Source organism: Archangium minus (genome assembly GCF_044360475.1).
GTDB lineage: Bacteria > Myxococcota > Myxococcia > Myxococcales > Myxococcaceae > Archangium > Archangium minus.
In genome coordinates this window covers 13153620-13177216 of sequence record NZ_CP043494.1, presented here as the reverse complement: position 1 = coordinate 13177216, position 23597 = coordinate 13153620, and the positions used below count along the sequence as shown (strand labels likewise).

Below are 23597 nucleotides of genomic sequence, written 5' to 3'. Positions count from 1 at the left end.
CATGGACGTTTGGTCAGGCCTTGTCGGGCATGAGGGGAATCTCCAGGGTGGCCGTGGCCCCCTGGCCTGGCCCCGCGCTCTCCAGCGTCAGGCTTCCTCCGAGCATCTGTGCCGCCAGTGCGCTCGAGTGCAGACCGAAGCCGTGCCCGTCCTTGCGCGTGGTGAAGCCGTGCGAGAAGAGCTTCGCCTGGTGCTCCGGCGCGATGCCGCTGCCATTGTCCACCACCTGGATGCGCGCCTTCCCCTTCTCGGCGGTGAGCCGCACCGTCATGTGCCGCTGTCCCTCGGGCACCGTATCCAGGGCGTACTTGGCGTTGCTGACCAGGTTGATGAGGATTTGCAGCACCTTGTGCTTGTCCAGCCGCACCCGGGGGACGCGCGACACCACGAGGTTGACGGTGATGCCATGGCGCTGCAGCGCTGCCTGCTGGATGCGCAGGGTGTCATCGACGAGCTGCCCGAGGTCACACTCCTCGAGGAGCAGCGAGGTTTTGGCGTAGGTCTGCTGCACCTGGACGATGGCGCGGATGTGCTCGACGTGCCTGTTCATCGCCTCCAGGCTCTCCTGCAGATGTGTCTGCTCATCCAGCAGCTCTTTCGAGAGCGCGGAGAGATAGTCGATCAGCTGCTCGCCGCGTGGATCCTTCGCGAAGAAGTCTCCCAGCTTCCCACGATGCTCCTCGAGCAGCGCGGCCACCTGCTTCACTCGGGTGACACGAGAGGCGCCCACCGCCTGGCGTGTTATCTCCAGGTTGACCACGGCGCTGGTGAGGACATTGCCCACGTTGTGCAACACATTGGAGGCAATCTCCGTCATGCCCACCGCACGCGCCGTCTCCACGAGCCGGACCTGGGTCTGCTTGAGCTCCTGGGTACGCTCGTCCACCCGGCGCTCCAGCTCGTCCTTGGCGTGGCGCAGCGCGGTCTCCGTGCGCTGGACCTCGTCATAGAGCCGCGCGTTCTCGATGGAGATGGCCGCCTGCGAGGCGATGTGTCCGAGCAGAGAGAGGCGGGCGGGCGTGAAGGCCTCGGCGGCGAGGCGGTTCTCCAGGTACAGCACGCCGGCGAGTCCCTCCTTGCGAAGCAGCGGGAGGCAGAGCACGGACCGGGCCAGGCCGCACTCGAGGTAGGCATCGGAGGAGAAGGGATGGGGCCGCGAGGCATCGCCGATGAGCACGTGCTCGCAGGTGCGCCGGACGTAGGCGAGGAGCGTCCAGGGCAGGCCGCTGGTGTTCGCGTCCTCCTCCGGGAACACCTGGAAGCCCCCTTGTGAGTCGTTGGAGATGGCGGCGATGCGGAGCGAGTTGCCATGCGGGAGCAGCAGGGCCCCGCGCTGGGCACCAGCGTTCTCGAGGGCCACCTCCATCAACGTGGTCACCAGCCGCTCCAGGACGATTTCTCCGGAGATGGCCTGCTGGGCCTTCACGACGGAGAGCGCGTCGAGCTGCGTCGAGTTCGTATCGTGAGAGGTGGTGTTTGAGTCCTCCACCACCGTTGCGAGCGAGGGCCACCACGTCTCCAGGTGCTGGACCTTGCCGTGGGCGCCCCACTTCCGGTACGCGTCGCGGGCCTCGCGGGCATACGGCAGGGCAATGGTGGAGACGCGCCGCTCGCGCCAGAACCGCGCCGCGAGCTCGGCGGCCAGGCCCGCGTTCTGGAGGAAGCCATTCTCCCGGGCGGCCTGGAGCGCCTCGTCATAGGCATACATCGCCTCGTCTCGCAGCCCCTTGCAGCGGGCCAGCTCCGCGGAGACCAGCCGTTCGGCCGCGCGGAAGTTCTCGGGACAGTGGCTCGCCCACTCGTCGAGCTGCGCCTGGTGCCGCTGCATGGCCTCGAGGTACTCGCGCTGCGTCTCCGGAGGCGCGGCCTCGTAGCAGGCGGCCAGCGTCAGGGCGCTGTAGAGATGGTAGTCGTACAGCTGGATATGGCCTGCTGAGGACCAGAGGAGCTTCTCGGCTCGGGCCGAGGCCTGGCGCGCCTCCTCGTACGCGCCGCTCATGAAGCGCGCCTGCAGCTTGAGAATCAAATACCAGCACATCACGGTGGCCACGGGGGCCGAGGCCATGAGGGCCTCGAAGGCCTCTTCCTCGAACTCCTCACCGCTCAGCGAGCCGAAGGAGGGGGCGAGTCCGCGCAGTTGCTGGACGTAGCGCTGGGTGAAGACGATGGTGTCCTGCGAGGCCTGGAGGCCAGCCTTGCGCACGAAGTCGAGGCGCGCGACGGACTCCTGGTAGACCTCCTCCAGGGAGTGCCCTGTGAACAGGAGGTCGGTGACGGTGTGGTTGCAGCTATAGCAGGCGGTCTGGAAGTCACCGGCCGGGACCGCGTGCAGGAAGGCTTCCCGGATGAGTCCCAGCGAGAGGGACATGGGCCGCGTCCAGTGATTGACCAGCTCCATGCCGTAGAGCGCCTTGCCTCGGGAGACGGAGAAGTCGTGGCGCTCGACGATCGCACAGGCGAGCAACCCGAAGGCATGCCCCTCCCGGTACTTCTTGAAGCAGTGGCCCTGCATCAGCCCGTACCAGGCATACCCGTTCACGGCGGACTGGGTGTTGCCATGGCGCAGGCAGAGCAGGACCATCCGGGTGAGGTGGAGGATGAGCAGGTTGAGGTCGGTGAAGAGCGCCGGCGCGAACAGGGCGGAGAGGATTTGCATCGCCGCCTTGGTGTCCGGATTCGTCATGAGGGGCAGCTCAACGAGGCTCTCGATGGAGCGCTCCCCGATGAGGGCCCACACCTCCTCGTTGGCCGCGACCACCTCGTCCCAGGAGGGATGAGGCGACATGGGCATGCCGAGCGCGGCCAGGCCCTCCAGCAGACACCCGACAGCCGCCGCGCTCTCGTTGGCGGCGACGTGGATGTCGCTGCGTAGACAGGTGACCGCGGCGATCTCCGCGGAAGTGCGAGCCCTGGGGCGAAGTGTCTGTGCGAGGTGGCGCGCCTCGGAGGGGTTGCCGCTCATGAACTCGCTGATGGCGCGCTGGAGGTGCAGCTCGAAGGTGAAGGTGTGCTCCCGCTCCCAGCCATCCTCCGGGAGCAGTTGAAGGGCCGCCGTGAAGTAGGTGACGGCCGAGCGGTGCGCGGTCGAGGCCTGCGCCTTCTTGCCCGCCTCCGCGTTCATGCAGGCCAGGTCATGGCGCTCCTCGGGGGCCTGTATCAGCTCCGCGCCGGCGTTGAGCTGATTCACGACGTCGAAGAGTCGCTCCCGCATCTCCTCCGGAGACAGGCTCGCGCGCAGCAGGCGGCCAATGCGCAGGTGGACGGCCCTGCGCTGCTCCTCGGGGATGAGGGCATGGGCGGCCTGCTGGATGCGGTCATGGATGAAGCGGTACTGGTCCAGGCCGCTGCGCATCAACAGGCCGTCTTGCAGCGCGGGCTCGAGCCCCTGCTCCACGTCCTCCACGGGCTTGTCGGAGATGATGGACAGGGTCGGGAGCGGGAAGTCATTGCCCACGCACGCCGACAGGCTGAGGAGGTGCTGCGTCAGGGCGGGGAGCTGGCGCAGCCTGCCCGCCATGAAGTCGACGACGTTGTCGGAGTAGCCCTTGGCGCGGACGCCCTCGGCATCCCAGCGCCAGGAGCCCTCGGGTGTGCGGGTGAGGAGCCCATCTTGGTTGAGCGTCCGCATCCACTGGATGAAGAAGAAGGGGTTGCCGCCGGTCTTCTCGTGAACCTGGGCGGAGAGGGGCTCGAGAAGCTCGCGGCCCGCGCCTGGAAGCGCATCGGCAATGAGCCGCTGGAGCTGCTCCAGGCTCAGCGGCTCGAGCCGGATGTCCGTCACCCGGGCATGCTCCTTGAGCATCTCCTGGCGTGCGAGCATCAGCGGGTGGGACGGGGAGACCTCGTTGTCGCGGTAGGCGCCGACGAGCAACAGGGGTGGGGTGTCCGGGTGGGTGATGAGGTGCTGGATGAGGCGGAGGCTGGCCGAGTCGGCCCACTGCAGGTCATCCAGGAAGAGGACGAGGGGGTGCTCGGAGGTGGAGACGGCGCCGAGGAAGCGCTGGAAGACGCGGTTGAAGCGCGTTTGCGCTTCGGAGGGAGGAAGCTCCTGGAGCGGAGGCTGCTTGCCCACGACGAGCTCCAGCTGAGGCACCAGCTCCACGAGCAGTTGCCCATGTCCCTCCCAGGCCATCCTCAGACGCTCGCGCCAGGCCTCGAGCTCCGAGTCGGTACCGGCCAGCAGTTGCTGCACCAGCCCGCGGATGGCCTGGGCCAGGGTGGCGTAGGGGATGCCCCGCTGGAACTGGTCGAACTTGCCCTGGAGAAAGATGCCGCGCCGCTGCGCGACCGGCCGGTACAGCTCATGAACGACCGAGGATTTCCCGATGCCGGAGTAGCCGCTGATGAGGACGAGCTCCGGACTTCCTCCCTGCGCGATCCGCTCGAAGGCCCCGACGAGGGTAGCGACTTGTACGTCCCGCCCATAGAGCCGCTGGGGCATCTGGAAGTGGGGGGAGATGTCGTGAGCGCCCAGTGGGAACTCTTCGCACACGCCCCGGCGCAGGTCGTCCCGGCACCGCGTCAGGTCCGCCTTCAGGCCGTCCGCGCTCTGGTAGCGCTCCTCGGCGACCTTGGCCAGGAGCTTCATCACGATGGCGGACAAGACAGGAAGAAGGCCCGGGACGCGCTCGTGAGGAGGCCGAGGAAGCTGGGCCATGTGCGCGTGGAACCACTCGAGCGCATCGCGGCCGTGGAAGGGCAACGTGCCCGTGAGGAGCTCGTAGAAGGTCACGCCCAGCGAGTAGAGGTCGCTGCGGTGGTCCACGGAGCGATTCATGCGACCGGTCTGCTCTGGAGACATGTAGGCCGGAGTCCCCTCGATGAGCGGGGTAGAGGCGGCGTCCACGTGCTCGACGGTCTGGAGGAGGGCGGTGCCGAAGTCGATGATGCGGGTGTCGCCCGAGGGGAGCAGGACGATGTTGGAAGGTTTGAGGTCCTTGTGGATGACGCCGTGGCGGTGGATGTCGGCCAGGGTGGAGGCCAGGGAGATGGCGAGCTCCAGGAACTGCGCCACGTCCATGGGCCGGCCCACACACTCGGACAGGGCCTTGCCGGCGGCGCCCTCCAGGAGGAGCACGGGACGTCCCTGGCTCTGCTCGCAGCCCAGCGTCTTCGCGACGCCGCGCACGTCCCGGAGCCGATTGAGGATGGTGTGCTCTCGCCGGTAGCGTTCGACCTCACGAGCGCCGGTATGCGGCGTCACCGGCATCTTGACGACGACAGGCAGACGATCGTCATCACGGAGCGCGTGGTAGAGGATGCTCGCTCCCGTCGACTTGAGCATGTCGAGCAGGGTGTAGCCAGGGATGTTCGCCATGAAGACCGCCGGGGTTGAGGCCAGAATCCCCCCCCCGAGGATGGCGGCAGGTGACCGCTCCTGCCCACCTGGGGACGTGGAGCGGCCAGGGTGTGCCTGGACTCCTGCGGAATCAGGACGCCAGCGTGTCGAAGCGTGTGTCGTCAGCCTACCAGAGAAGTGTTAAATTCTCAAAAGACTGCAAAGCGACTGTTCCTTGTCGAAGGGGTGATGCGCGTGTGTGCCAGCCATTGAGCTGCCTTGTCTGGCTTTCAATCAGACAAGCTAAACCGAGGCATAATCATGCGTCCTGGAGAGCCTTGGACAAACCCTGAGCTGCGCGCTTCGGACGTGCGGCGGAGCGCTACGTCGCCCTCTTGCGTGAGACCCACCAGAAGCTCACGAGGAGCGAGAGGAGCAGGAACAGGAGGAGGTAGATGATGAAGAGGCCGGGCGGCTCGATGCCCTCGTAGCCCGAGCTGCTCGGGAAGTAGTGCTGGGCCTCGAGGAGCCGCAACGGTCCACCCTCCGCCGGCTCCTCGAAGAGGAAGTGGTAGTACGGAGAGAAGGCGCCGGTGGGCTCGCCCGCCCCGAGTGACAGGAACAGCCGCCGCGCTCCCTCCCTTCCCTCCGCCTCCGCCACGATGCCCCAGAGTCCGTGCTCCACCGCGGAGCGCCCCTCGGGAGTCACCAGGAGGCCCGTGGCCAGGGCTGGCTCCAGCAACGCCTGAAGGCGGCGCTCGTCCGTCACGGGGAGCCCCTCGAGCTTGCCGCGCCTCTCCAGGTCATACAGCACCTTCCCCACGGACCAGCCTCCACCCTCCTTCCAGTAGCTCTGGCGCACCTGCTCGCGCGTCAGGCGGGGGTGGACGGTCAGGGTGCGCGGAGCCTGCCCCGCGGGCTCCGAGAGGACGGGCGTCGCGCTCGTGAAGTGACGGGCCCTGAGGAACCGCTTCTCGGGCGCCGGTGGAAGGAAGTATCCCGATTGGATCTTGGACGTGATGAGCGTGGCGAGGAGCGCCGCGCAGACGGGGATGAGGATCGTCAGGAGGCTCACCTTCGGCCCGACCGAGAGCGCCGCGGCAGGCGCGGGCGTCTCTCCCTCCCGCTTCTTCCGCGCATACCGGCGGTACAAGTGCACGGCCGTCAGCAGGAAGGTGTTCCCCAGCGCGACGTCGAAGCCCAGGAGGCTCACCAGGCCCACGGCTCCGAGCACCACCAGGACGTAACGCGCTCTGCGCGCCCTGTGCTCGCCACCTCCGGGCCGCAGCACGAGCAGGATCCCCACGATGAACGCGGCGATGCCCGCGCTGATGCCGGGGTCCTGCTGGAGCCGCCAGAGGATGGTGCGCTCGATGAGTGGCAATTCGAGCCCCACGGCCTCGGCGCCATGGATGAACGCGATGACCAGCAGCAACAGCCACAGCAGGGCGGTGTCTTCGAGCGCTTGCTTCATGTCCTCGCTGCGCATGTGCCCTCCACCTTACCCGAGTGCCTCATGTGCCTGGTTGTGTATCTTCCTGGGCGCTGCTCGAGCTGTGTTCCGATAAGTCTGCAAATTCTTGCAACTCGGTACTTGTTGTGGGGTGATTTGCTTTTGTGAACGGTTGATTGTGCCCCCCGAACATCACCCGGCGTCTGTCTATGACTGCGACAGGAGCTACCCGATCATCTATATCTGCTCGACCGTGGAGACTTTGTTACGCTGGGACGGTGAGGCTTGAGACACGTGCCGTTCAGGGGGGCTCGCAGCGGGATGCGCTGGAGCGGTTGCAGGAGGACCTGCGGGCTGTTCGTCAGCGGCGCGAGGCCTTGCCTCGCGAGAACGCCGAGCTGGCCGCCGAGGTGGCTCGGTTGGAGCAGGAGATCTGGGGGTTGCGCCAACAGATGGATGCGGTCCACGCCGAAGCCGAGCGCCCCGCCTCCTCCCTGCCCGGGCAGCTCGTGCCACCCTTCTTCGTGTTGCCCTCGCGCCGGACGCTGTACGGGCGGCTGCGCTTCGCGCTCCTGGCGATGCCGAAGCTCCCGCTCTATCTCGGCTATCTCTGCCTCTCTGGCTGGGTCGGGCGCGTGACGGTGCTGGGGGGATTCGTGCTCCTGCACCTGCTCTTGAGCGCCCTGTTCCTGCAGGGGCCCGAGGATGATGATGCGCCCACCTGGAGCTTCGGGGCGGAGGGGTTTTCGTCCATCAACTGCGACGCGCGAACGCCGCGCGTCCGGGTGCGCTACTCGGAGCTCAGGAGGGTGGAGGTGCAGCGGGGCTGGCTCCAGCGGCTCTTTGGTTTTGGCTCCATCCGAGTGACCTGGTCCTCCGAGGAGATGACGTCCTCCGAGGGGATGGCGGCGCCGAGCCAGACGGTCGACATAGACGTGCTCGATGAGCCGGAGCGCCTCGCCGAGTGGCTCCGGGCTCGGGCCCCCACCGGGAAGGGGGTGGACCGTGCCGGCTGAGCGCCAGGTTGAGCCCGCCATCCTCCAGGCCTTGGACGAGGTCCAGGACGCACTGCGCACCGAGCAGCGCGCGCAAGGGCCGCTTTCCGGAGAGAACGCCAGGCTGCGGGCACGACTCGAGCAACTCCAGGCCGAGCGGGTCTGGCTCCGCCTTGTGCTGGAGGAACTGGCGAAAGAGAAGACCTCGAGCGCGCCGCCTCGGCTGGCCGAGACCCTGGAGCCTCCCTTCGAGGTCCAGGGCCAGGCCCTCCTGCGCCGCCGGCTCAGCGGGTTCCTCTCCTCCCCGCTCTTCGCGGCGCTCATCCTCGCCTGGGAGTGGGACCGGGGCCCCCGCTTCCGGATGTTCCTGGGCGGCGTGCTCCTGCTGGTGGTGGCGGTGCAGTGCGTGAGGCTCTTCTGGAACGGAGAGCTCCGGTGGAGCTTCAAGGCCGCCCGATTCGAGGGCGGTGGGTGGTTGGGGAAACGGCTCCACGTGAACTACTCGGACGTGGTGGACGTGCAGGTCCACGTCTCCCCTTCCCAGCAGCGGCGCGGCGTGGGGACCGTGGTCGTGACGTACAGGCCTCGAGAGCAGGACATGCCCAGTGACATGTGCGTGCTTCTGAAGGATGTCCCCGAGCCCGAGCGTCTCGCGGCGTGGCTGCGGGCAGAGGGCTCGGGCCGCAGGGCCTGAGCTGTGTCCACGGCTTGAAGGTAGCAACCCATTTGGCGCTCGCCACCCTGGTCGCCTGGGAGTCCTCCAGTTAGAAAGACGCCGGGCATGCCGTGCGCATGTTCGGGTCTGACAAGGAGAACTCGGCTCGTGAATGCTTCTCCCGCCTCATCGATAGCTCTCCCGCAGAGGGTGGAGCGTGACCTGGACTTCCTGCTCGACTGCTTCCGGGAGGTGCTGGAGGAGCTAGGCGAGCGGGAGGTCGCGCGGCACCTGTCCCGGCCCGGTGGCGGGCAGGCCACGCCGGGGAGCCTGCCCGAGCGCATGGTCCAGGCCTACTCCCTGGCCTTCCACCTCCTCAACATCGCCGAGGAGAACACGGCCGTCCAGCAGCGCCGGGTCAAAGAGGCCGCCGAGGGCGTGGCCTCCGAGCCAGGGCTGTGGGGCCACGTGCTGCATCACCTGAAGGAGCGCGGCCTGGGGGCGCGGCAGATCGCCGAGGTGCTCGCCCAGGTGCGCGTCGAGCCCGTCCTCACCGCTCACCCCACCGAGGTGAAGCGCGCCAGCGTGCTCGTGCACCACCGCGCGCTCTACCTGCTGCTCGTCAAGCGCGAGAACCAGATGTGGACTCCGCTGGAGCAGCAGGCCATCCGCGAGGAGATCAAGCGCGTGCTGGAGCTGGTGTGGCGCACCGGGGAGCTCTTCCTCGAGAAGCCAGACGTGCTCTCCGAGCTGCGCAATGTCATCCACTACCTGCGCAATGTCTTCCCTGAAGCGCTCCCCGTGTTGGATCGACGGCTGCTCCAGGCCTGGGCCGCGGAGGGCTTCGAGCCCGAGCTGCTGCGCGACTCCCAGCGTCTGCCGCTCCTGGTCTTCGGCGACTGGGTGGGCGGAGACCGGGACGGGCACCCGTTCGTCACCGCGGACGTGACTCGCCACACGCTCGGCGAGCTGCGCCTGAATGCGCTCACCCTGCTCCATCAGCGGCTGACGGGGCTGAGCGCCCGGTTGAGCCTCTCCGGCCGGTTGCAGCCCGTGCCCCCGGCGCTGGAGGCCCGTATCTCCGAGCTGGCGGAGCCGCTGGGCGAGCGCGGGCAGCAGGCCGTCCGGCGCAACCCGGACGAGCCCTGGCGGCAGCTCCTCAACCTGATGGTGGCTCGGCTGCCGGTGGACATGAGCCACGCGGAGGCCGTCCGGCTCGAGGATGCGCCGGGCCGCTACCGCGAGGCCTCCGAGCTGGCCTCGGACCTGGACCTGCTGCACACGTCGCTGGTGTCCATCGGCGCGGGCCGGCTGGCCGAGAGCGAGGTGCTCCCCCTTCTGCGCATGGTGCGCTCCTTTGGCTTCCACCTGGCGGCCCTGGACATCCGGCAGAACAGCCGGTTCCACGACCTGGCCGTGGGCGAGCTGCTCGTGGCGGCCGGCCTGGAGGGGAAGGACTTCGCCGAGTGGGACGAGGCTCGGCGTCTGGCCTTCCTCGAGCGCGAGCTGGCCTCGCCCCGCCCGTTCGCGCTGACGGGCGTGCCCATCGGCCCCCAGGCGGATGCGGTGCTCGGGTGCTTCCGCGTGGTGGCGGAGCACCTGCGCGCCCATGGCTCCGCCGGGCTGGGTGCATTGATTGTCAGCATGACGCGCAGCCTGTCGGATCTGCTCGTCGTCTACCTGCTGGCGCGCGAGGCGGGGCTGGCCTCGCAGACCCCCGAGGGGCTGGTGTGTCACCTGCCCGTGGTTCCCCTCTTCGAGACCATCGACGACCTGAAGCACAGCCCGGGCATCCTCTCCGCCTTCCTGGAGCACCCGATGACGAAGCGCAGCCTGGCCTGGCAGCAGAAGGCCTCGGGCGCCGCGCACCCGGTGCAGCAGGTGATGATTGGTTACAGCGACAGCAACAAGGACGGGGGCATCCTGGCCAGCCAGTGGGGGCTGTATCGCGCCCAGGAGGCGCTCGCGGCCGTGGGCCAGCGCAGCGGGGTGCGCATCCGCTTCTTCCATGGTCGCGGCGGCACCATCAGCCGTGGCGCCGGCCCCACCCATCGCTTCCTCAGCGCGCTGCCGCCCTCCTCGTTCCAGGGCGACCTGCGCATGACGGAGCAGGGAGAGACGATCTCCCAGAAGTACGCCAACCTCATCAGCGCCGTGTACAACCTGGAGCTGCTCCTGGCGGGCGCCACCGAGGCCGCGCTCCTGGCCCGGCAGCGCGAGCAGCGTGCCCACCCCCTTGAGCCGCACCTGGATGGCCTGGCGGAGACGAGCCGACGCGCCTACGAGGCGCTGGTGCGGCACCCGGGCTTCATCACCTTCTTCGCCCAGGCGACGCCCATTGATGTGATTGAGTCCAGCAAGATTGGCTCTCGTCCGGCGCGGCGCACCGGCCAGCGCACCCTGGCGGATCTCCGCGCGATTCCGTGGGTCTTTAGCTGGAGCCAGTCGCGCTTCTTCCTCTCCGGCTGGTACGGCGTGGGCAGCGCCCTGGAGGCCTTGCAGCGCGAGCAGCCCGAGGCGTTCGCCCTGCTGAAGTCCCAGGGGCTGGATTGGTACCCGAGCAAGTATGTGCTCACCAATGTCAGTACGACGATCCTCTCGGCGGACGCGGAGGTGATGGAGGCGTACGCGGGCCTGGTCGAGGATGGCGCCATCCGTGAGCAGGTGATGGGGATGATTCGGGACGAGTATGCGCGGACCCGGCGCATGCTGGAGGCCCTCTGGGGCGCGCCCCTGGAGGAGCGCCGGCCTCACATCCACCGGGCATTGAGCCTGCGTCAGCCGTGGCTGCGCGTGCTGCACCGACAGCAGATTGAGCTGCTGCGCACCTGGCGCGCGCAGCGCAAGGCGGATGGTCAGGGCGATCACCTGCTTCCGCGGCTCCTGCTCACGGTCAATGCGATTGCCGGAGGCCTGCGGACCACTGGGTGAGGGGGCGCGGCTTCACGCGTCCCATCCCATCGGTGGATGTCCCCTCTCCCAGAGGGAGAGGGAGCATGCACAACACTCCACTGGCGCTTTCGCTGTGTGTCTTGGCTCGAGCTATCCCTACGTCTTGGGAATGCCGAGGGCGCCGCGCCAGTAGTCGGTGACGAAGAGCTGGTGGGGATCCATTCGTGCGCGCAGCTCCATGAACTGCTTCCACTGGGGGTAGCGCTGCGCCAGGTACTCGGGCCCCATGTCACCGTTCGGCAGGTACTTGGCCCAGTGCGGACGGAAGTCATACTCCTTCAGCAGGTCCCAGTACTGCTGATAGAAGGCCCTGAGCTCCGCCTCGCTCCGGAAGCGGTCGTGGAACCAGAACACGTCCACGCGGACCACGTCCTGCTTGTAGGCGGGGCTCAGCCAGAGGTCATCGGCCTTGGCCGCGTAGATTTCGCAGGAAAAGGAGCCCGTGGCCCCGAGCCCGCCCTTTTCATAGAAGTCACGCAGCTTGTTCATCACCTCTTGCGTCTTCTCGATGGGGATCCACAGCTCGGTGAACTCGGTGGGCATCCAGAAGTCGGAGACGTCGTTGTCCATCGGCAGGCTGCTGTACCAGTAGTCCCAGAACTTCTGCTTCCCCGTGGGCTCCTGGGGCGCTGTCTCATTCACGGCCGGCAGGCCCCGCAGGGCGTCGCTCGGGACGTGGAGGTGGTAGTAGCGAGGCAGCTTCAGGCCATGCTCATTCAGCAGGGACCGCAGTCTGGGCAGGTGGGTGCTCGCGTCCGGCATCCTGGCCAGCACATCCTTCCAGAGATCGATCGGGCGCGACGTGACGCGGGTCGAGTCCAGCGAGTTCGCGGCATCCGGGTGCCGCAGTCGGAGGAGCGGACCTCCGGCCACACGCCGCCCCGCGGAGCCCTGCGTCGCCGCACTCAGCGTGGCCGTGCGCCCCGTGTTCCTCTCGAGCTCGACGACGCGGACCTCCTCCGAGAACATGTCCTGTGGCGCCTCCGGGAGGGAGGTCACAGGGGGCGGCGCGTCCCCCGTGTAGACGGGCGCGAAGAGGTTGATCACAAAGGGCAGGATGCACGGCCCGTAGGTCAGCTCGATGAGCTCCTTGACCAGGAGGCGCAAGCCCTCGGGCTGGATGTATTGGATCAGCGTCGGCCAACCGGCGGACAGCTGGTAGAACAACGACCCGGCAATCTGCGCCGGAATTTGAGACCCGAGGATGACGGGGAACTCCAGGTATTGCTTGGGTTTGAAGTCCTCAGGGCCTCCCGTCAACCCGGTATAATCCTCGTCCTTCATGCGCTGGGCCTTCCAGACGACGATGCGCTCGGCCCCCTTCTGCGGCCACCACAGCAGACGGGTGTACTCCGTCTGCCGCATGAACTGCTCCAGCGAGGGTTTGCCCGGCGCCCCCGGCCCGAAGAAGTCGATGGGACAGTTGACGTCACTCAGGGAGTAGCACGTCTCGTCCCCGATGATGTCGAAGCGCTCGTTGGGTTTGAAGGTGAGGGTGGAGAAGATGCCCAGCAGTCCCATGGAGACGAGCACCGCCTCGAACTCCGGGTCCTTCCCTCGGCTGAACGAACGCACCTGCCCCTGCCCATCCACGAGGGTGAGTCCGACAATGCTCTCGGTATAGGCGTACTGGGTCGAGCCACCTGAACACCCCATGGTGGTGAATCCCCCCACGGCCTGGTGGGTGATTCCTCCCATGTCCGGCACGGCCAGCCCCTTCTGCTCCAGGTGGTAGAAGAGCGTGTCCTCCCAGGGCTTGGGGGCGTGCTGGCCCAGGTAGCACCCGGCCTGGACCGTGACCGTCCCGTCCTTATTGAAGGTGACCTCCCTGTACTCATCCAGCGACATGTTGATGGCCCGCGGCGCCACCGACAGGATGGATTCCTTCACGGAGTGGCCTGCGCCGATCACCCGGACCGCGCAGTTGTTCGCGAGGGCATACTGAACGAGCTGGACGATGTCCGCCTCACTCTTGGGGTGATAGAGCCCCGTCAGCGGATCATGCTGGATGGAGAGGAACTGCGGCGAGAGTTCTCGTGCGACAGTCATTGCTACCTCCTGTTGGGATGGGGCGAACGAGCGAAGTTGACGTGTCAGAGCGCTGAAAGGGACGCGTCACCGCATGCGGATGCTGCGTGGCGGGTGGTGCTCGAACGAGGTTGCTCGTGAACCCTTACGCCGCCGCGGGAGTACCTTCATCTCTCCCTGCCACCGTAGCCTCTCGGCGGTGATGCACCCGATAGAAAGACAGACATAGGTTCCCCCCAAAGCGTCTTGCCGAACTCCACCACATACCCACTGGACCTGGTGCCCCCCATCCAGCTCAGGTGTCGACTGGGGCACAATCGCTCGGCGACTCTCCCCGCGTGAGCTGCTCGAAAAGAGCAGTCAGCGGGGAGGGGGTCCTGGCTCAGCGCGCGGGCTTCACGTCCGTGTTGTGGCCGGCGAGGATCTGCCACTGCCCGTCCGTCTTCTTCATCACGTACTTCATCTGGGTTCGCAGCAGCCCGGGCTCGGTGTTCTGCACTCCCGGGGGCAGCCCGCCGTGCTCCGTCACCTCGTGGACCGTGTCGACCACGGCGATGTTTGGCTCGGGGAACACCAGCTTTCGCACCGTGACCTTGGCCTGACTGCCCTTGAAGATGGTGGCGAAGATCGCCGCGTGACGCTGCTCAATCTGCTCGCGGCCGTCGAAGACGCTCCCCACGATGTTGGTGAAGTCCGCCTCCGGAGTGAAGTCCTTGGACCACGCCGTCGCGTCCCCTCGGTTCCACGCCTCGGTTTGAACCGCCACGAGCTGGCGGATTTCCATTTCGTCCTGCGCATGGTCCATATGCGCGCAGCCCGTGGACAACAGGAACAGGAAGGACAGCAAAGACAGGGTCGGTATGTTACGAGTCATACCCTCCCTTATAGCAATCCTTACACCACGGGAGGATGCACATGCCCCTCCCACGGCCAGCCCGCAAGGACGTGAGGCGCCTGGGGGCGGGTGGCGCGTCAGCGAGCCGAAGACGGCGCGTCAGCGAGCCGGCGCTGACGTGTCAACTCCGGGGCCGTACTCTCCAGGACAGCTTCGCCGCGCGAACCTTCGGAAACAGGCTCCGCATCGACGAGGCTGATACCCTCCCGATTCGCGCATGCGCTCCTCTCCCTCCTCCTCCGCTCTCCACGTGGTCCGAGGGACGCGCGAGCTGCGCCGCTTGCTTCATCAGGCTGTTGAGCTCCGCGCCCTCGACCTGGAGGGCTTCCGCCGCTGGCTCACCCAACAGCTACCCTTCTGGGAGTCGGACCCCGCCTTCGCTCAGCGCGTGCGCATCCGCGACCTGCGGCGCGCCCATCCCGAGCTCCTCGCGCTGGAGCGGGCACTTCGTCGCGCCACCGCCGCCGACGAGGCCTCTCCCCAGGCCCCGCGTCTTCTCCAGGTGGAAGAGGAGCTTTCTCGGGTGGGGAAGGCCATCGCCGGGTTGAGTGAGGCGCTGAGTCGGGCCGAGCCGGAAAGGCAGCCGGGGTTACAGCGGAAGCTCGCCGCCTTTCAGGACAGAGCGCAGGTGCTTCAGCGCGAGCAGGCCCTGCTCATCCAGGCGAGCCCTCCGCGTCAGGAGTTGCTCCGCCTTCGTGCGGAGTGGCAGCGGCTTCGCTCGCTCCTCGGGCTGGAGCGCGCGGAGGCCGAGCTCGCCGAGCTCTTGCTGCACCAGGGGCGTCGTTCCGGGAACGCCAGTGGCTCCTTTGAACAGCAGGCCCTCGCCCTGACCTGGCACTCCATCGTTCCTGACCTGGTGCGGAGCGGGGCCACGGAGCGTCTCCGCGTGCTCACCGGTGTGGGTCTCGGGGCCGCTCGCACCGAGCTCGATCAGTTGCTCATCCGTCAGCCGCTCCGCCCCGGTCAGCCCGTGGAGGTGCTCGCGCTCGTCGAGGTGAAGCGCAACCTCAATGACCTGGCCCACGGCTTCCGTCGTCGTCAGGAGAACCTGTCTTGGTTCAAGGGCGACTCCGGGCACTATGACGCCCAGTTGTACCGGACCCGTTACTTCCGCTCCGGGCACTTCGACCGTGAGGCCGTGCACGAACAGGACGGCGAGCGCTTCGTCTTCACTCGCGACTCCTTCCGGCACTTCCGGCGCGAGCCTGTGGGTGAGTTGTTCCTCCGTCGCTTGTACTTCATCACCCGCTCCAGCACCCTGCTCGGCGTCTCCGCCGCCGCCCTGGCTCGCATCCGCCACCGCGTCTCCACCGATGAGCGGTGGCGGCTCGAGGACGACGTCTTCCTTCTCGAGCTGCTTCGCTGGTGCCAATCCCTGGCAGAGCCCCTGGAGGCCCCGGACGTCCTCCGGCTGTATTGCTCCGTCCCGGGGCGCGCTCGTCAGGTGCTCGTGCTCCAACGGTAGGGACTCAGCTCCACGTGCGCTGCTGGTTGCGCGCGTTCTTGTCCCGGAACGCCTGCTCCAGGTCCACCCCGACTCGATTCGAGATGGCCAACAGGTAGTTGAAGACATCCACCAGCTCCTCCGCCAGGTGCGCTTTCGCCTCCTCCGTCGGCGTGCTCTGGCCCTCGTCAAAGAGCTTGTTGTACCGGCGCACCGCCTTGAACAGCTCTCCCATCTCCTCTCCCATGAGGAAACAGTTGTGCACCAGGTCTACCTTCAGCCATCCGTGCATCGTCTCCAGCTCGTGGATGTAGCGCTGGTAGTCCTTCATCGTCGCGCCTTCGGGGAGTGTGATCATGCTCCCCTTCCTCGCTGACCCGCCTTTCGCGTGTCAACCACGGTGGCGCTCAAGTGACTTCCACCCCGAGGTCCTCGATACCCTCACCCCGACCCTCTCCCGAAGGGAGAGGGAGGGTTGGTGCTTGGGTTACCAGGTGGTGTCCGGGACTGGGGCGGACAACATCTGACGGCGCTCCTCCACCATGCCCAGCTTCACTCCTAGCTGGTACAGCGCTTGCGTCTGCTTCAGCACCGGACTCCACGGCGCGCTCACCTCCGCTCCCGCTTCCTCGTCTTCGCTGTTCTCCCCCTTCTTCTCCCCCAGCAGCTCCGCCAGTACCTCCGCCGTCCCCTTCTTCCTCGGGAACATCTCCACCTTCACCGGGCCCTCCAGCTTCGCCGCCTCCTTCGCCAGCTTCAGCGCCACCCCGAAGCCTCCCAGCTCGTCTACCAGCCCCCGCTCCTTCGCGTCCTCCCCCGTCCACACCCTCCCCTTCGCCACCTCCCGCAGCTTCTCCACCGGCATCTTCCTCCCCGCCGCCGCCTTCGCCGTGAAGTCCTCGTACACCCGGTCCAAGGACGACTCGTGCTTCGCCAGCTGCTCCGGCGTGAAGTCCAGGTCCGAGCTGTACATCGCCGCGTTCTTCCCCACCGCCAGCGTCTCCCAGTTCACCCCCAGCTTCTCCCAGAAGTCCGCCGTCACCAGCTTCCCGCTGTACACCCCAATGCTCCCCGTCAGCGTCCCCGGCTGCGCCACAATCTTGTCCGCGTCCATCGACACGAAGTACCCACCGCTCGCCGCGTACGTCCCCATCGACACGATGACAGGCTTGCCCTTCTCCTTCGCCCGCTGCACCTCGCGGCGCACCGTGTCGCTCGCCACGTAGCTGCCTCCAGGGCTGTCCACCCGGAAGACAATCGCCTTCACCCGCTCGTCATCCGCTGCCTTGCGGATCGCCGCCGCCACCGTCTCGCTCCCCATCGTCACCTCGCCCGACATCGGGTTGGTGTGGCTGCGGCCTCGTGAAATCCCTCCCGCCCCGTAGATGAGCGCCACCACCGGGCCGTGCGTGTTCGGCCTCCCCGCTCGCTCCAGGTACTTCTCCACGTACAGGAGCTGCGCCCCCTTGCCCGCCTCCTCCTTCACCTTCGCGTACACCTCGTCGCGGTAGAGCAGCCCGTCCACCAGCTTCGCCTCCAGCGCCTCCTTCCCCAGCAGCGGCGCCGCGTCGATGGCCGCCTTCACCTGCTCCTCACTCAGCTCGCGGCCCTCCGCCACCCCCTTCACCACCTGCCCGAAGAGGCTCGTCAGAAAGCGCTCCGTCTCCTCCCGGTGCGCCTCCGTGTACGTCTGCTCCGTGTACGAGTTCACCGCCGCCTTGTACTCGTAGCGCTTGCCCATCCTCGGCTTCACCCCGAGCTTGGCCAGCATGTCGCGCCCAAACGGCGTCTCCACCGCCGCCCCCACCACCGACACGTCCCCCGAGGGCTGGATGTAGATTTCGTCGAACGCCGTGGCCAGGTAGTACGCCCCCGTCGCGCCCCCGCCCTCGCCAAAGGTGTCCGCGTACACCACCGCCTTCTTCCCCTTCGCCCGGAAGGCCTTCACCGCGTCGCGCACCTCCTGCACCACCGCCAGGCTCCCCGGCGCCCCGTCCAGCTTCACCACCAGCGCCTTTACCCGCGCGTCCTCCCCCGCCTTCTCCAGCGCGTCCACCACGTCCCGCACCGTCAGCTTCTCGTCTCCGAAGGCCCCCGCCAGCGAGTCCTCCGGCACGTACTCCTCCAAGGGCTCGCTCAGCTCCAACTCCAGCACCACCTCTGCCGGCACCCCGGGCTTGTTCGACGCCCCAAGGATGACCAGCCCCACCACGGCCCCCACGAAGAGGAGGCTCAGCGCGCCCACCAATGCGAGCGAACCGATGAAGAAGCGTTTCATGCGCCAGGCTCCTGACACCTGTGTGTGACACCTGCGTGTATGCGCAGGGCTTACTACTAACCGCCTCCTCATACGACGCTCGCCCTCTTCCCATTCCATGCCCCCCGGTGTGACGAGCGGCCAGACGTCTCCCACCCCACAGCGTTTCGGCCCTCCCCCGGACAGCCGGCGTCCTCTCCTGCTTCGTCCTGGAGTGTCATCCGGCAGACCCTGCAAGCCCAAACAGTCAAGGTTTCCGGAGAAAACGCGAGCCGCGGACTAGAGGGAGGGGTTCCGGGGGTTGCACCGATGCCTATTCCTTCTGGGAAGCCGTGCGCTCCCGAACAGGACAACCCCCGCCATGGACGACACCCTCTCACTTTGCGTGCAGACGCCCTCTCCTCCGGCGCGGGTCCAACCCGCTACGTCCATGAGCCTCCTGGAGGCGAGCCCGGGAATGAGGGACGCCGAGGGTGCTTTCTCCTTCTCCGAGCCCATTCCCGTCCGCGTCCACACGCTCGAGGGCGCGGGCGGGGTGAGCCTGCGCGTGTACGACGCGGGCGACCTCTACGGGCCCCCCATCCTCTTCGTGCACGGCTTCTCCCAGTGCTACCTGTCGTGGCGGCGCCAGCTCCACAGCGCCCTGGGCCTGGGCTTCCGGTTGGTGGCGGTGGACCTGCGAGGGCACGGGCACTCGGGCAAGCCCTACGGCGCCTACGGTGACGGGCGGCTGTGGGCCGATGACCTGCACGCCGTCATCACCGCGCTCGAGCTGGAGCGGCCCCTGCTCGTCGCCTGGTCCTACGGCGGCATGGTCGTCTCCGACTACCTGCGCCACTACGGCCAGGAGCACCTGGCCGGGGTGAACTTCGTGTCCTCCATGGTGAAGTGCGGCTCCGAGGAGGCCTTCAGCCTGCTCTCGTCCGAGCTGCGCTCGCTCATCCCCGGGCTCTTCTCCGAGCAGGACGAGGACGCGAGCCGCGACACCCTGGAGCGCTTCGTCTCGCTCTTGCATCACCGCCCGGTGTCGCCGGAGACCCAGCGCCTGGTGCTGACCTACAACGAGCTGGCGCCGGCCCACGTGCGCGAGGCCCTGTGCGCGCGCATCGCGGACAACGACGACGTGCTGAGCCGGCTGACCCTTCCCGTGCTCGTGTCCCACGGCCTGGAGGACCGCGTGGTGCTGCCCGCCTCGGGCCACCACATCGCCTCCGTGGTGCCTGGCGCGCTGGTGTCCCTGTACCCGAACGCCGGCCACTCGCCCTTCTGGGAGGACGCCCGGCGCTTCAACCGCGAGCTGGCCGCGTTCGCCGCGCGCTGCTGGTAGGCGGGGGCTTCTTCTTTCCCCGGCCTGGTTGTTCGGCACGTCGGCTGGCTTCTTCCAGGGAGCGCGCGAAGCGATCCGTCTCGCGGTCCACCAGTTTTTCGAGACGCTGTATGAAGGCGGGGCCGAAGAGGTCGGGAATCACCTTGGGGAATCCCAGCCAACCGTCCTGTCCGCCCTCCCACCTGAGCCTGTCGGCATGGGGAGCGAGCTCGATGCGGATGGCCTGCAGGGCGTTCTGGAGCGCCTGCATGGAGTCCATCCCCCAGGCTTCGTGGACACGCTGGGGATGGAGTCCCTTGATGGAGAACGGGCAGAAGTAGTCGCCCGTCGCGGAATCCTTCCTGGGCTTCCCAACTCGGACATGGACGAACGAATCATCGTGCCCGGCGACCGTCAGGGTCCGTTCCGCGATGAGCGGGCCGAGCGCATGGGGTCTGGCCAGTTCCTTCCTGGTGGGTTTCTTCGCTCGAGGGGTCATGGGTTCCCGGGCCTCACTTCTTGCCATAGTGCCAGAAGCACCAGCCTCGGCAGGCGGTCTCGCTCACGAACTCCAGACCCCAGCATCCTGCCTTGAGCTTGGGGTCCTTGATCGAGCGGCAGAAGGTTCGCAGGACTTCCCCGCCTGCTGCGCATGCATCGAGGCACCGGCTCAGGTTGGGCGGAGGCGCCGCCTGTTCCTCGGGAGGGGCATCGGGCTCCTGCTGAGGCTCGGGCATCGGGCCGAAGCATTCACCCGGGTGCAGGTCGCAGAAGTCTCGTAGCGGCATGCACGCCATGGGCGTCCTGTCACACTCATTGCTTCGCGGCGAGGCATGAAGGCCCGCTCCTCGCACGTGGATGCCCGGCGCGCATCCAGAAAGAGTCAGTGCCGCTGAGAGCAGGCGACTCCATGCCCTTCCGAACGCCGTGTGCCGTGTACGCCGCATGTGCACCCAGGGGCGTGATGCTGGAGAGGTTGCTGCGACGAACTTCACAATTAACAGGCGATGGCGAGTGCGTGCCGCAGTCAGGGGGCACTCCGTCAGCCACAGGGCAGATGCGAGGATATGCCTTGATTGAACGTGGGGCGCTCGCATTCATGGAAGAAGGGAGTCCTCATGATGCTCAGAGACGTGCGAGCGAAGTACTCCAAGGGTCGAAGTCGGCATCAGCCACCACCTGCGGAGTGGTTGCTCGATTGCTTCGTGGAGCCGGGCAAACCCGGGCGCTTCGACATCGGAACCCTCATCCCCTACGAGGAGTCCGACTTTCGTCTCCGCGGTAATTGTTCGATTGGGGACTTCAACACTCATGGAGTCCGATTGGCGAACTCGGGATTGAAGCTGGTCGAGGAAAGCAACTCGGTGCCGCGGTGCCTTGGATTTCCAGCGGGGATTCTGGTTGGAGACCTTCGAGAGCAATCCGCGGAGAGTGATGCCGTCGAGGTCGTCCGGAAGTGTTTGTTGGGTGCTACGGAGTTCGTAAGGCGATTCACGACCCTCCATGATGCGGGGCTCACCTCGATTGTGCTCGGTGTTGACGGGCGAGGCCGCGGCGCTCTGCACCTCCAAGTCCCCGTTGTCTTGGGTTTTGAAGGTCGAAAGCCTCATTGCCATGCATTGGCCCGGAGAGCCGACTGGGGTGTGGTCCCCCAGAAGTTCCACAACACGCGCTTCCTGCACGGCAATCCCAATATCTACGTCGCATACTGCGGAGAGATTGGTGCTACTCGATCGAAGGGGGTTGTTGAAGGGGTGCCACTCGGCATTGGGAAGGCTCCAGACTATGTCCTCGACCTCTCTCACTACTTTCGTGCCACCTCCATGGGAAGCGGGGCTGCACAATCCAGCATGTCTGGCGTTGGTTATTTCATGAGGAAGAGTTGCGGTAACCGCACAACACGGGAGCATTTTGATGCCCCGGTTGTCGTGTCAACCGTGCTTGTGAACCGCAGGCCGTGTGAGTCGGTTGCGGATGACAGCAGGCCGTCTTTCTGGTTTTCCGTTCAGAGGGAGCGGGACCGGGTCGGGAGTGATTGGGCCTTGCGGCCCGATGCCATCCGTGTCCTGCGCGCCGCGGATTCCCCTGAGCCGCGCCTCACACTCAACCTCTTCGGAGTGCGCCGCGCTCAGCTCGGGGTGTTGGTGTCTGGTGCGTAGCTCCCAGACTTCGTCTTGGCCCTGGCTCTCACGAAGTCAGACATCCCCACCTGTCCCGGTCCTCGCACTCGCGCCGCCTTCGCGCCGCCCCTCCGTGGTGCCCGGCGCGCTGGTGTCCCTGTACTCGAACGCCGGCCACTCGCCCTTCTGGGAGGACGCCCGGCGCTTCAACCGCGAGCTGGCCGCGTTCGCCGCACGCTGCTGGTAGGCGGGGGCGTCAGACCTCGGTGAAGCGCGTGCCGGTGATGTGCTCGCGCTCGAGGGCCTGCTTGAGGTCCTCGGAGATGATGAGCGCGCCTGTCCACCCCCAGGGGCGGAAGATGCGGGCGTCGCCTGGTTTCGTGGGGTCGATGCGCATGCCCGCGACCACCCGGTACTGCCCCACCTTCTCGGGTTGGCCGTCCTCGGGAGTGAAGTACTGCACCTCCTCGCACCGGGCGTCGTCGATGCAGCGGATGATGCGCAAGGGGTTGAGGATGAACCAGGGCCCGGCGTGACCCTCCACTTGGGAGGGGATGAACTGGACTTCCTGGACGCCCAGCCGCTCGAAGAGCCGGACGAAGCGCTCGTGGACCACGAGGATGCTGAAGGCGGCCCAGCAGAAGTCCAGTGGGCGTCCGGGGATGTCGAGCGGAAAGCGTGGCACGCATCCCAGCTCGATCACCCGCCCCTCGTCGAATTGCCAGGGGTCGAGCTCCTTCCCCTGCTCGTCGACTGGAGGTCCCAGATGCCAACGATCGTGGGATCGCCTGTCGTCCATCAGCTTGAAATATTGGGTCATACGCATTGTCCTCGATATGGCTTTACTGCTTCGTCGCCAACCGATGAAGTCGTGACCCGGGAGTGCATACTTCGTCCGCGATTCTCTTGAGCTCTCTCATCAATGCGTCGCGACATTGCTCCTGGGTTCGGCATCGTGCGACAGCCACCCTGAGCCGCTCATGGATTTCCTCATGATACTCCTCTGAATGAGGACCCTTGTGGCCCGCGAGGTAGACGAGATTCTCTTTTGCATCCAGGCTCATCCCTGCCTTCGCGAAGAGAGTCTTGAACAAAGGAGTCCATGGCCCCCCTTGGCTCGTGGAGATTTCGTTCTTGTTCGTGGCGAGGTGATGCCAATGGTGGCCGTCCTTCGGCTGGGCGCCATCGGAGCAGGCGCTGCCGGTGGCCGCGGCGGTGCCCGCCGCTACCCCCGCGACGAGGACGGTGCCATCGGCCACCATCTGGACCGTGGTCGCACCTTCCAGGGTCAAGCCCTCGGGGAGCGAGAACCGGGGCGAGCGCAGCAGCGCGCCGAGTCCTCCCTGTGGCACATGGGGCAAACCCCGGGCCACTCCCATGCTGGCCACCAGCATCAACACCCGGAGCCCCGTGCCACCCATCGCCTTGCCGAAGCGCTCGGCTACGGCCTCCAACTGCTCCACTGTCTTGGCCGCTTCCGCCTCCTGGTAGAGCTGGACGCATGCTCGAGCCACCCGAGAGAGCTCCAGGACGCCCACCGCTAGCGCCAGCCGGAGCGTCAGCGCCGTCACGAAGGCCTTGGTGAAGACGGGTTCGGGTGCCAGCCACGCCGCGAAGTAGACGAACACCGAGAGGGCCACGCTGGAGAGGAAGAGGGACGAGGAGAACAGCTCCCGCGCCGCTTCTCGCACGCCCGCTCCCATGTAGCGGGGGGAGAGCTTCAAGGCCAGGTAGAGGCGGCTCGTCTCCAGTGACTGCGGCAGAGGCAGCAGGGGCGGACCGTATCGGGACAGGAATTCCTCCTGCATTCGCGATTCCCACTGTGAGGACTTGTCGAGCACCTCGTGTGCTTCCCCCAGCCGCAGGGACTCCAGGCGCGGGTCGGATGGTAACGGCTCGAAGGAGAGCCGCAGCTGGCCACCCTGCAGTGCGTCCACTCGTACCGTCTTGGGTCTCGCCCGGGACGGCTCTTCGTGAGGTGCTGCCGCCCGGGACGGAGTGCTCGTGGCGAACACGATGAAGCTCAGTGCCAGCGCCAGGCGCGGCATGGAGAGAACGCTCGTCATACCCTGGTAGCCTGCTCGATACCGGGGCCTCCACGCTCGTGAACCCTGTGAAGAGGGTCTGCGAGCACCGGTGCACCGGGTGAAGACCCTCACCCTGACCCTCTCCCAGAGGGAGAGGGGATTTTGAGCACTCCCCTCCCCCGCTCCG

General features: G+C 66.9%; 15 protein-coding genes. 5 read left to right on the top strand and 10 right to left on the bottom strand.

Going from position 1 to position 23597, the window contains the following annotated elements; all coding sequences use genetic code 11:
- Positions 1-13: 13 nt before the first annotated feature.
- Together F0U60_RS54515 and F0U60_RS54510 are read right to left on the bottom strand one after the other, a co-directional pair.
- Entirely contained in the window at positions 14-5317 is a 5304-nt protein-coding gene (locus F0U60_RS54515) for an AAA family ATPase (RefSeq protein WP_395812519.1), read from the bottom strand.
- Positions 5318-5660: 343 nt separating this feature from the next.
- The gene (locus F0U60_RS54510) at positions 5661-6767 is read right to left on the bottom strand and encodes a hypothetical protein (RefSeq protein WP_395812517.1); all 1107 of its coding nucleotides are present in this window, start codon (positions 6765-6767) and stop codon (positions 5661-5663) included.
- A 242-nt stretch (positions 6768-7009) separates the two neighbouring features.
- Here F0U60_RS54510 and F0U60_RS54505 point away from each other — a divergent pair, with 242 nt between their 5' ends.
- The 3 genes from F0U60_RS54505 (at position 7010) to F0U60_RS54495 (ending at position 11312) form a co-directional block, all read left to right on the top strand.
- Positions 7010-7747 (top strand): hypothetical protein, encoded by a 738-nt coding sequence (locus F0U60_RS54505; protein ID WP_395812515.1) that lies wholly within the window; start codon positions 7010-7012, stop codon positions 7745-7747.
- On the top strand, positions 7737-8420 hold the full coding sequence (locus F0U60_RS54500) for a PH domain-containing protein (protein WP_395812513.1): 684 nt from the start codon (positions 7737-7739) through the stop codon (positions 8418-8420). The genes F0U60_RS54505 and F0U60_RS54500 overlap by 11 nt, the downstream gene beginning before the upstream one ends.
- 129 nt (positions 8421-8549) lie before the next feature.
- Positions 8550-11312, top strand: a complete 2763-nt coding sequence (locus tag F0U60_RS54495) for a phosphoenolpyruvate carboxylase (protein WP_395812511.1) — start codon at positions 8550-8552, stop codon at positions 11310-11312.
- Between the two features lie 117 nt (positions 11313-11429).
- Here the strand turns inward: F0U60_RS54495 and F0U60_RS54490 are convergent, their stop codons facing one another.
- Positions 11430-13382: a D-arabinono-1,4-lactone oxidase gene (locus F0U60_RS54490; protein WP_395812509.1), complete on the bottom strand. Its 1953-nt coding sequence runs from the start codon at positions 13380-13382 to the stop codon at positions 11430-11432.
- 361 nt (positions 13383-13743) lie between these two features.
- Positions 13744-14235, bottom strand: a complete 492-nt coding sequence (locus F0U60_RS54485) for an SgcJ/EcaC family oxidoreductase (protein ID WP_395812507.1) — start codon at positions 14233-14235, stop codon at positions 13744-13746.
- Positions 14236-14473: 238 nt separating this feature from the next.
- On the opposite strand from F0U60_RS54485, the gene F0U60_RS54480 reads away from it, so the two are divergent.
- Complete coding sequence (locus tag F0U60_RS54480) at positions 14474-15721, top strand: hypothetical protein (RefSeq protein WP_395812505.1); 1248 nt, start codon at positions 14474-14476, stop codon at positions 15719-15721.
- Between the two features lie 4 nt (positions 15722-15725).
- Here F0U60_RS54480 and F0U60_RS54475 read toward each other — a convergent pair whose 3' ends face one another.
- Both F0U60_RS54475 and sppA read right to left on the bottom strand, forming a co-directional pair.
- Positions 15726-16058 (bottom strand): MazG nucleotide pyrophosphohydrolase domain-containing protein, encoded by a 333-nt coding sequence (locus F0U60_RS54475; protein WP_395812503.1) that lies wholly within the window; start codon positions 16056-16058, stop codon positions 15726-15728.
- Positions 16059-16187: 129 nt separating this feature from the next.
- Entirely contained in the window at positions 16188-17978 is a 1791-nt protein-coding gene (gene sppA / locus F0U60_RS54470) for a signal peptide peptidase SppA (protein WP_395812501.1), read from the bottom strand.
- Positions 17979-18318: 340 nt separating this feature from the next.
- Here sppA and F0U60_RS54465 point away from each other — a divergent pair, with 340 nt between their 5' ends.
- Positions 18319-19284, top strand: a complete 966-nt coding sequence (locus tag F0U60_RS54465; RefSeq protein WP_395812499.1) for an alpha/beta fold hydrolase — start codon at positions 18319-18321, stop codon at positions 19282-19284.
- On the opposite strand, the gene F0U60_RS54460 is transcribed toward F0U60_RS54465, so the two are convergent.
- From F0U60_RS54460 to F0U60_RS54445, 4 genes are all read right to left on the bottom strand, one after another.
- On the bottom strand, positions 19244-19762 hold the full coding sequence (locus F0U60_RS54460; protein ID WP_395812497.1) for a DUF6968 family protein: 519 nt from the start codon (positions 19760-19762) through the stop codon (positions 19244-19246). The two genes, F0U60_RS54465 and F0U60_RS54460, sit on opposite strands and share 41 nt — an antisense overlap.
- Before the next feature lie 13 nt (positions 19763-19775).
- Positions 19776-20060 (bottom strand): hypothetical protein, encoded by a 285-nt coding sequence (locus tag F0U60_RS54455; RefSeq protein ID WP_395812495.1) that lies wholly within the window; start codon positions 20058-20060, stop codon positions 19776-19778.
- 1579 nt (positions 20061-21639) lie between these two features.
- Positions 21640-22203, bottom strand: coding sequence for an imm11 family protein (locus tag F0U60_RS54450; RefSeq protein WP_395812493.1), 564 nt, complete (start codon positions 22201-22203; stop codon positions 21640-21642).
- Positions 22204-22225: 22 nt separating this feature from the next.
- The gene (locus tag F0U60_RS54445; protein WP_395812491.1) at positions 22226-23449 is read right to left on the bottom strand and encodes an AHH domain-containing protein; all 1224 of its coding nucleotides are present in this window, start codon (positions 23447-23449) and stop codon (positions 22226-22228) included.
- Positions 23450-23597: the final 148 nt, after the last annotated feature.

Coding starts and splice junctions, on each gene's coding strand:
- F0U60_RS54515 (WP_395812519.1), bottom strand. CDS start 5,317: ATGGCGAACATCCCTGGCTACACCCTGCTCGACATGCTCAAGTCGACG.
- F0U60_RS54510 (WP_395812517.1), bottom strand. CDS start 6,767: ATGCGCAGCGAGGACATGAAGCAAGCGCTCGAAGACACCGCCCTGCTG.
- F0U60_RS54490 (WP_395812509.1), bottom strand. CDS start 13,382: ATGACTGTCGCACGAGAACTCTCGCCGCAGTTCCTCTCCATCCAGCAT.
- F0U60_RS54485 (WP_395812507.1), bottom strand. CDS start 14,235: ATGACTCGTAACATACCGACCCTGTCTTTGCTGTCCTTCCTGTTCCTG.
- F0U60_RS54480 (WP_395812505.1), top strand. CDS start 14,474: ATGCGCTCCTCTCCCTCCTCCTCCGCTCTCCACGTGGTCCGAGGGACG.
- F0U60_RS54475 (WP_395812503.1), bottom strand. CDS start 16,058: ATGATCACACTCCCCGAAGGCGCGACGATGAAGGACTACCAGCGCTAC.
- sppA (WP_395812501.1), bottom strand. CDS start 17,978: ATGAAACGCTTCTTCATCGGTTCGCTCGCATTGGTGGGCGCGCTGAGC.
- F0U60_RS54465 (WP_395812499.1), top strand. CDS start 18,319: ATGGACGACACCCTCTCACTTTGCGTGCAGACGCCCTCTCCTCCGGCG.
- F0U60_RS54460 (WP_395812497.1), bottom strand. CDS start 19,762: ATGACCCCTCGAGCGAAGAAACCCACCAGGAAGGAACTGGCCAGACCC.
- F0U60_RS54455 (WP_395812495.1), bottom strand. CDS start 20,060: ATGGCGTGCATGCCGCTACGAGACTTCTGCGACCTGCACCCGGGTGAA.
- F0U60_RS54450 (WP_395812493.1), bottom strand. CDS start 22,203: ATGACCCAATATTTCAAGCTGATGGACGACAGGCGATCCCACGATCGT.
- F0U60_RS54445 (WP_395812491.1), bottom strand. CDS start 23,449: ATGACGAGCGTTCTCTCCATGCCGCGCCTGGCGCTGGCACTGAGCTTC.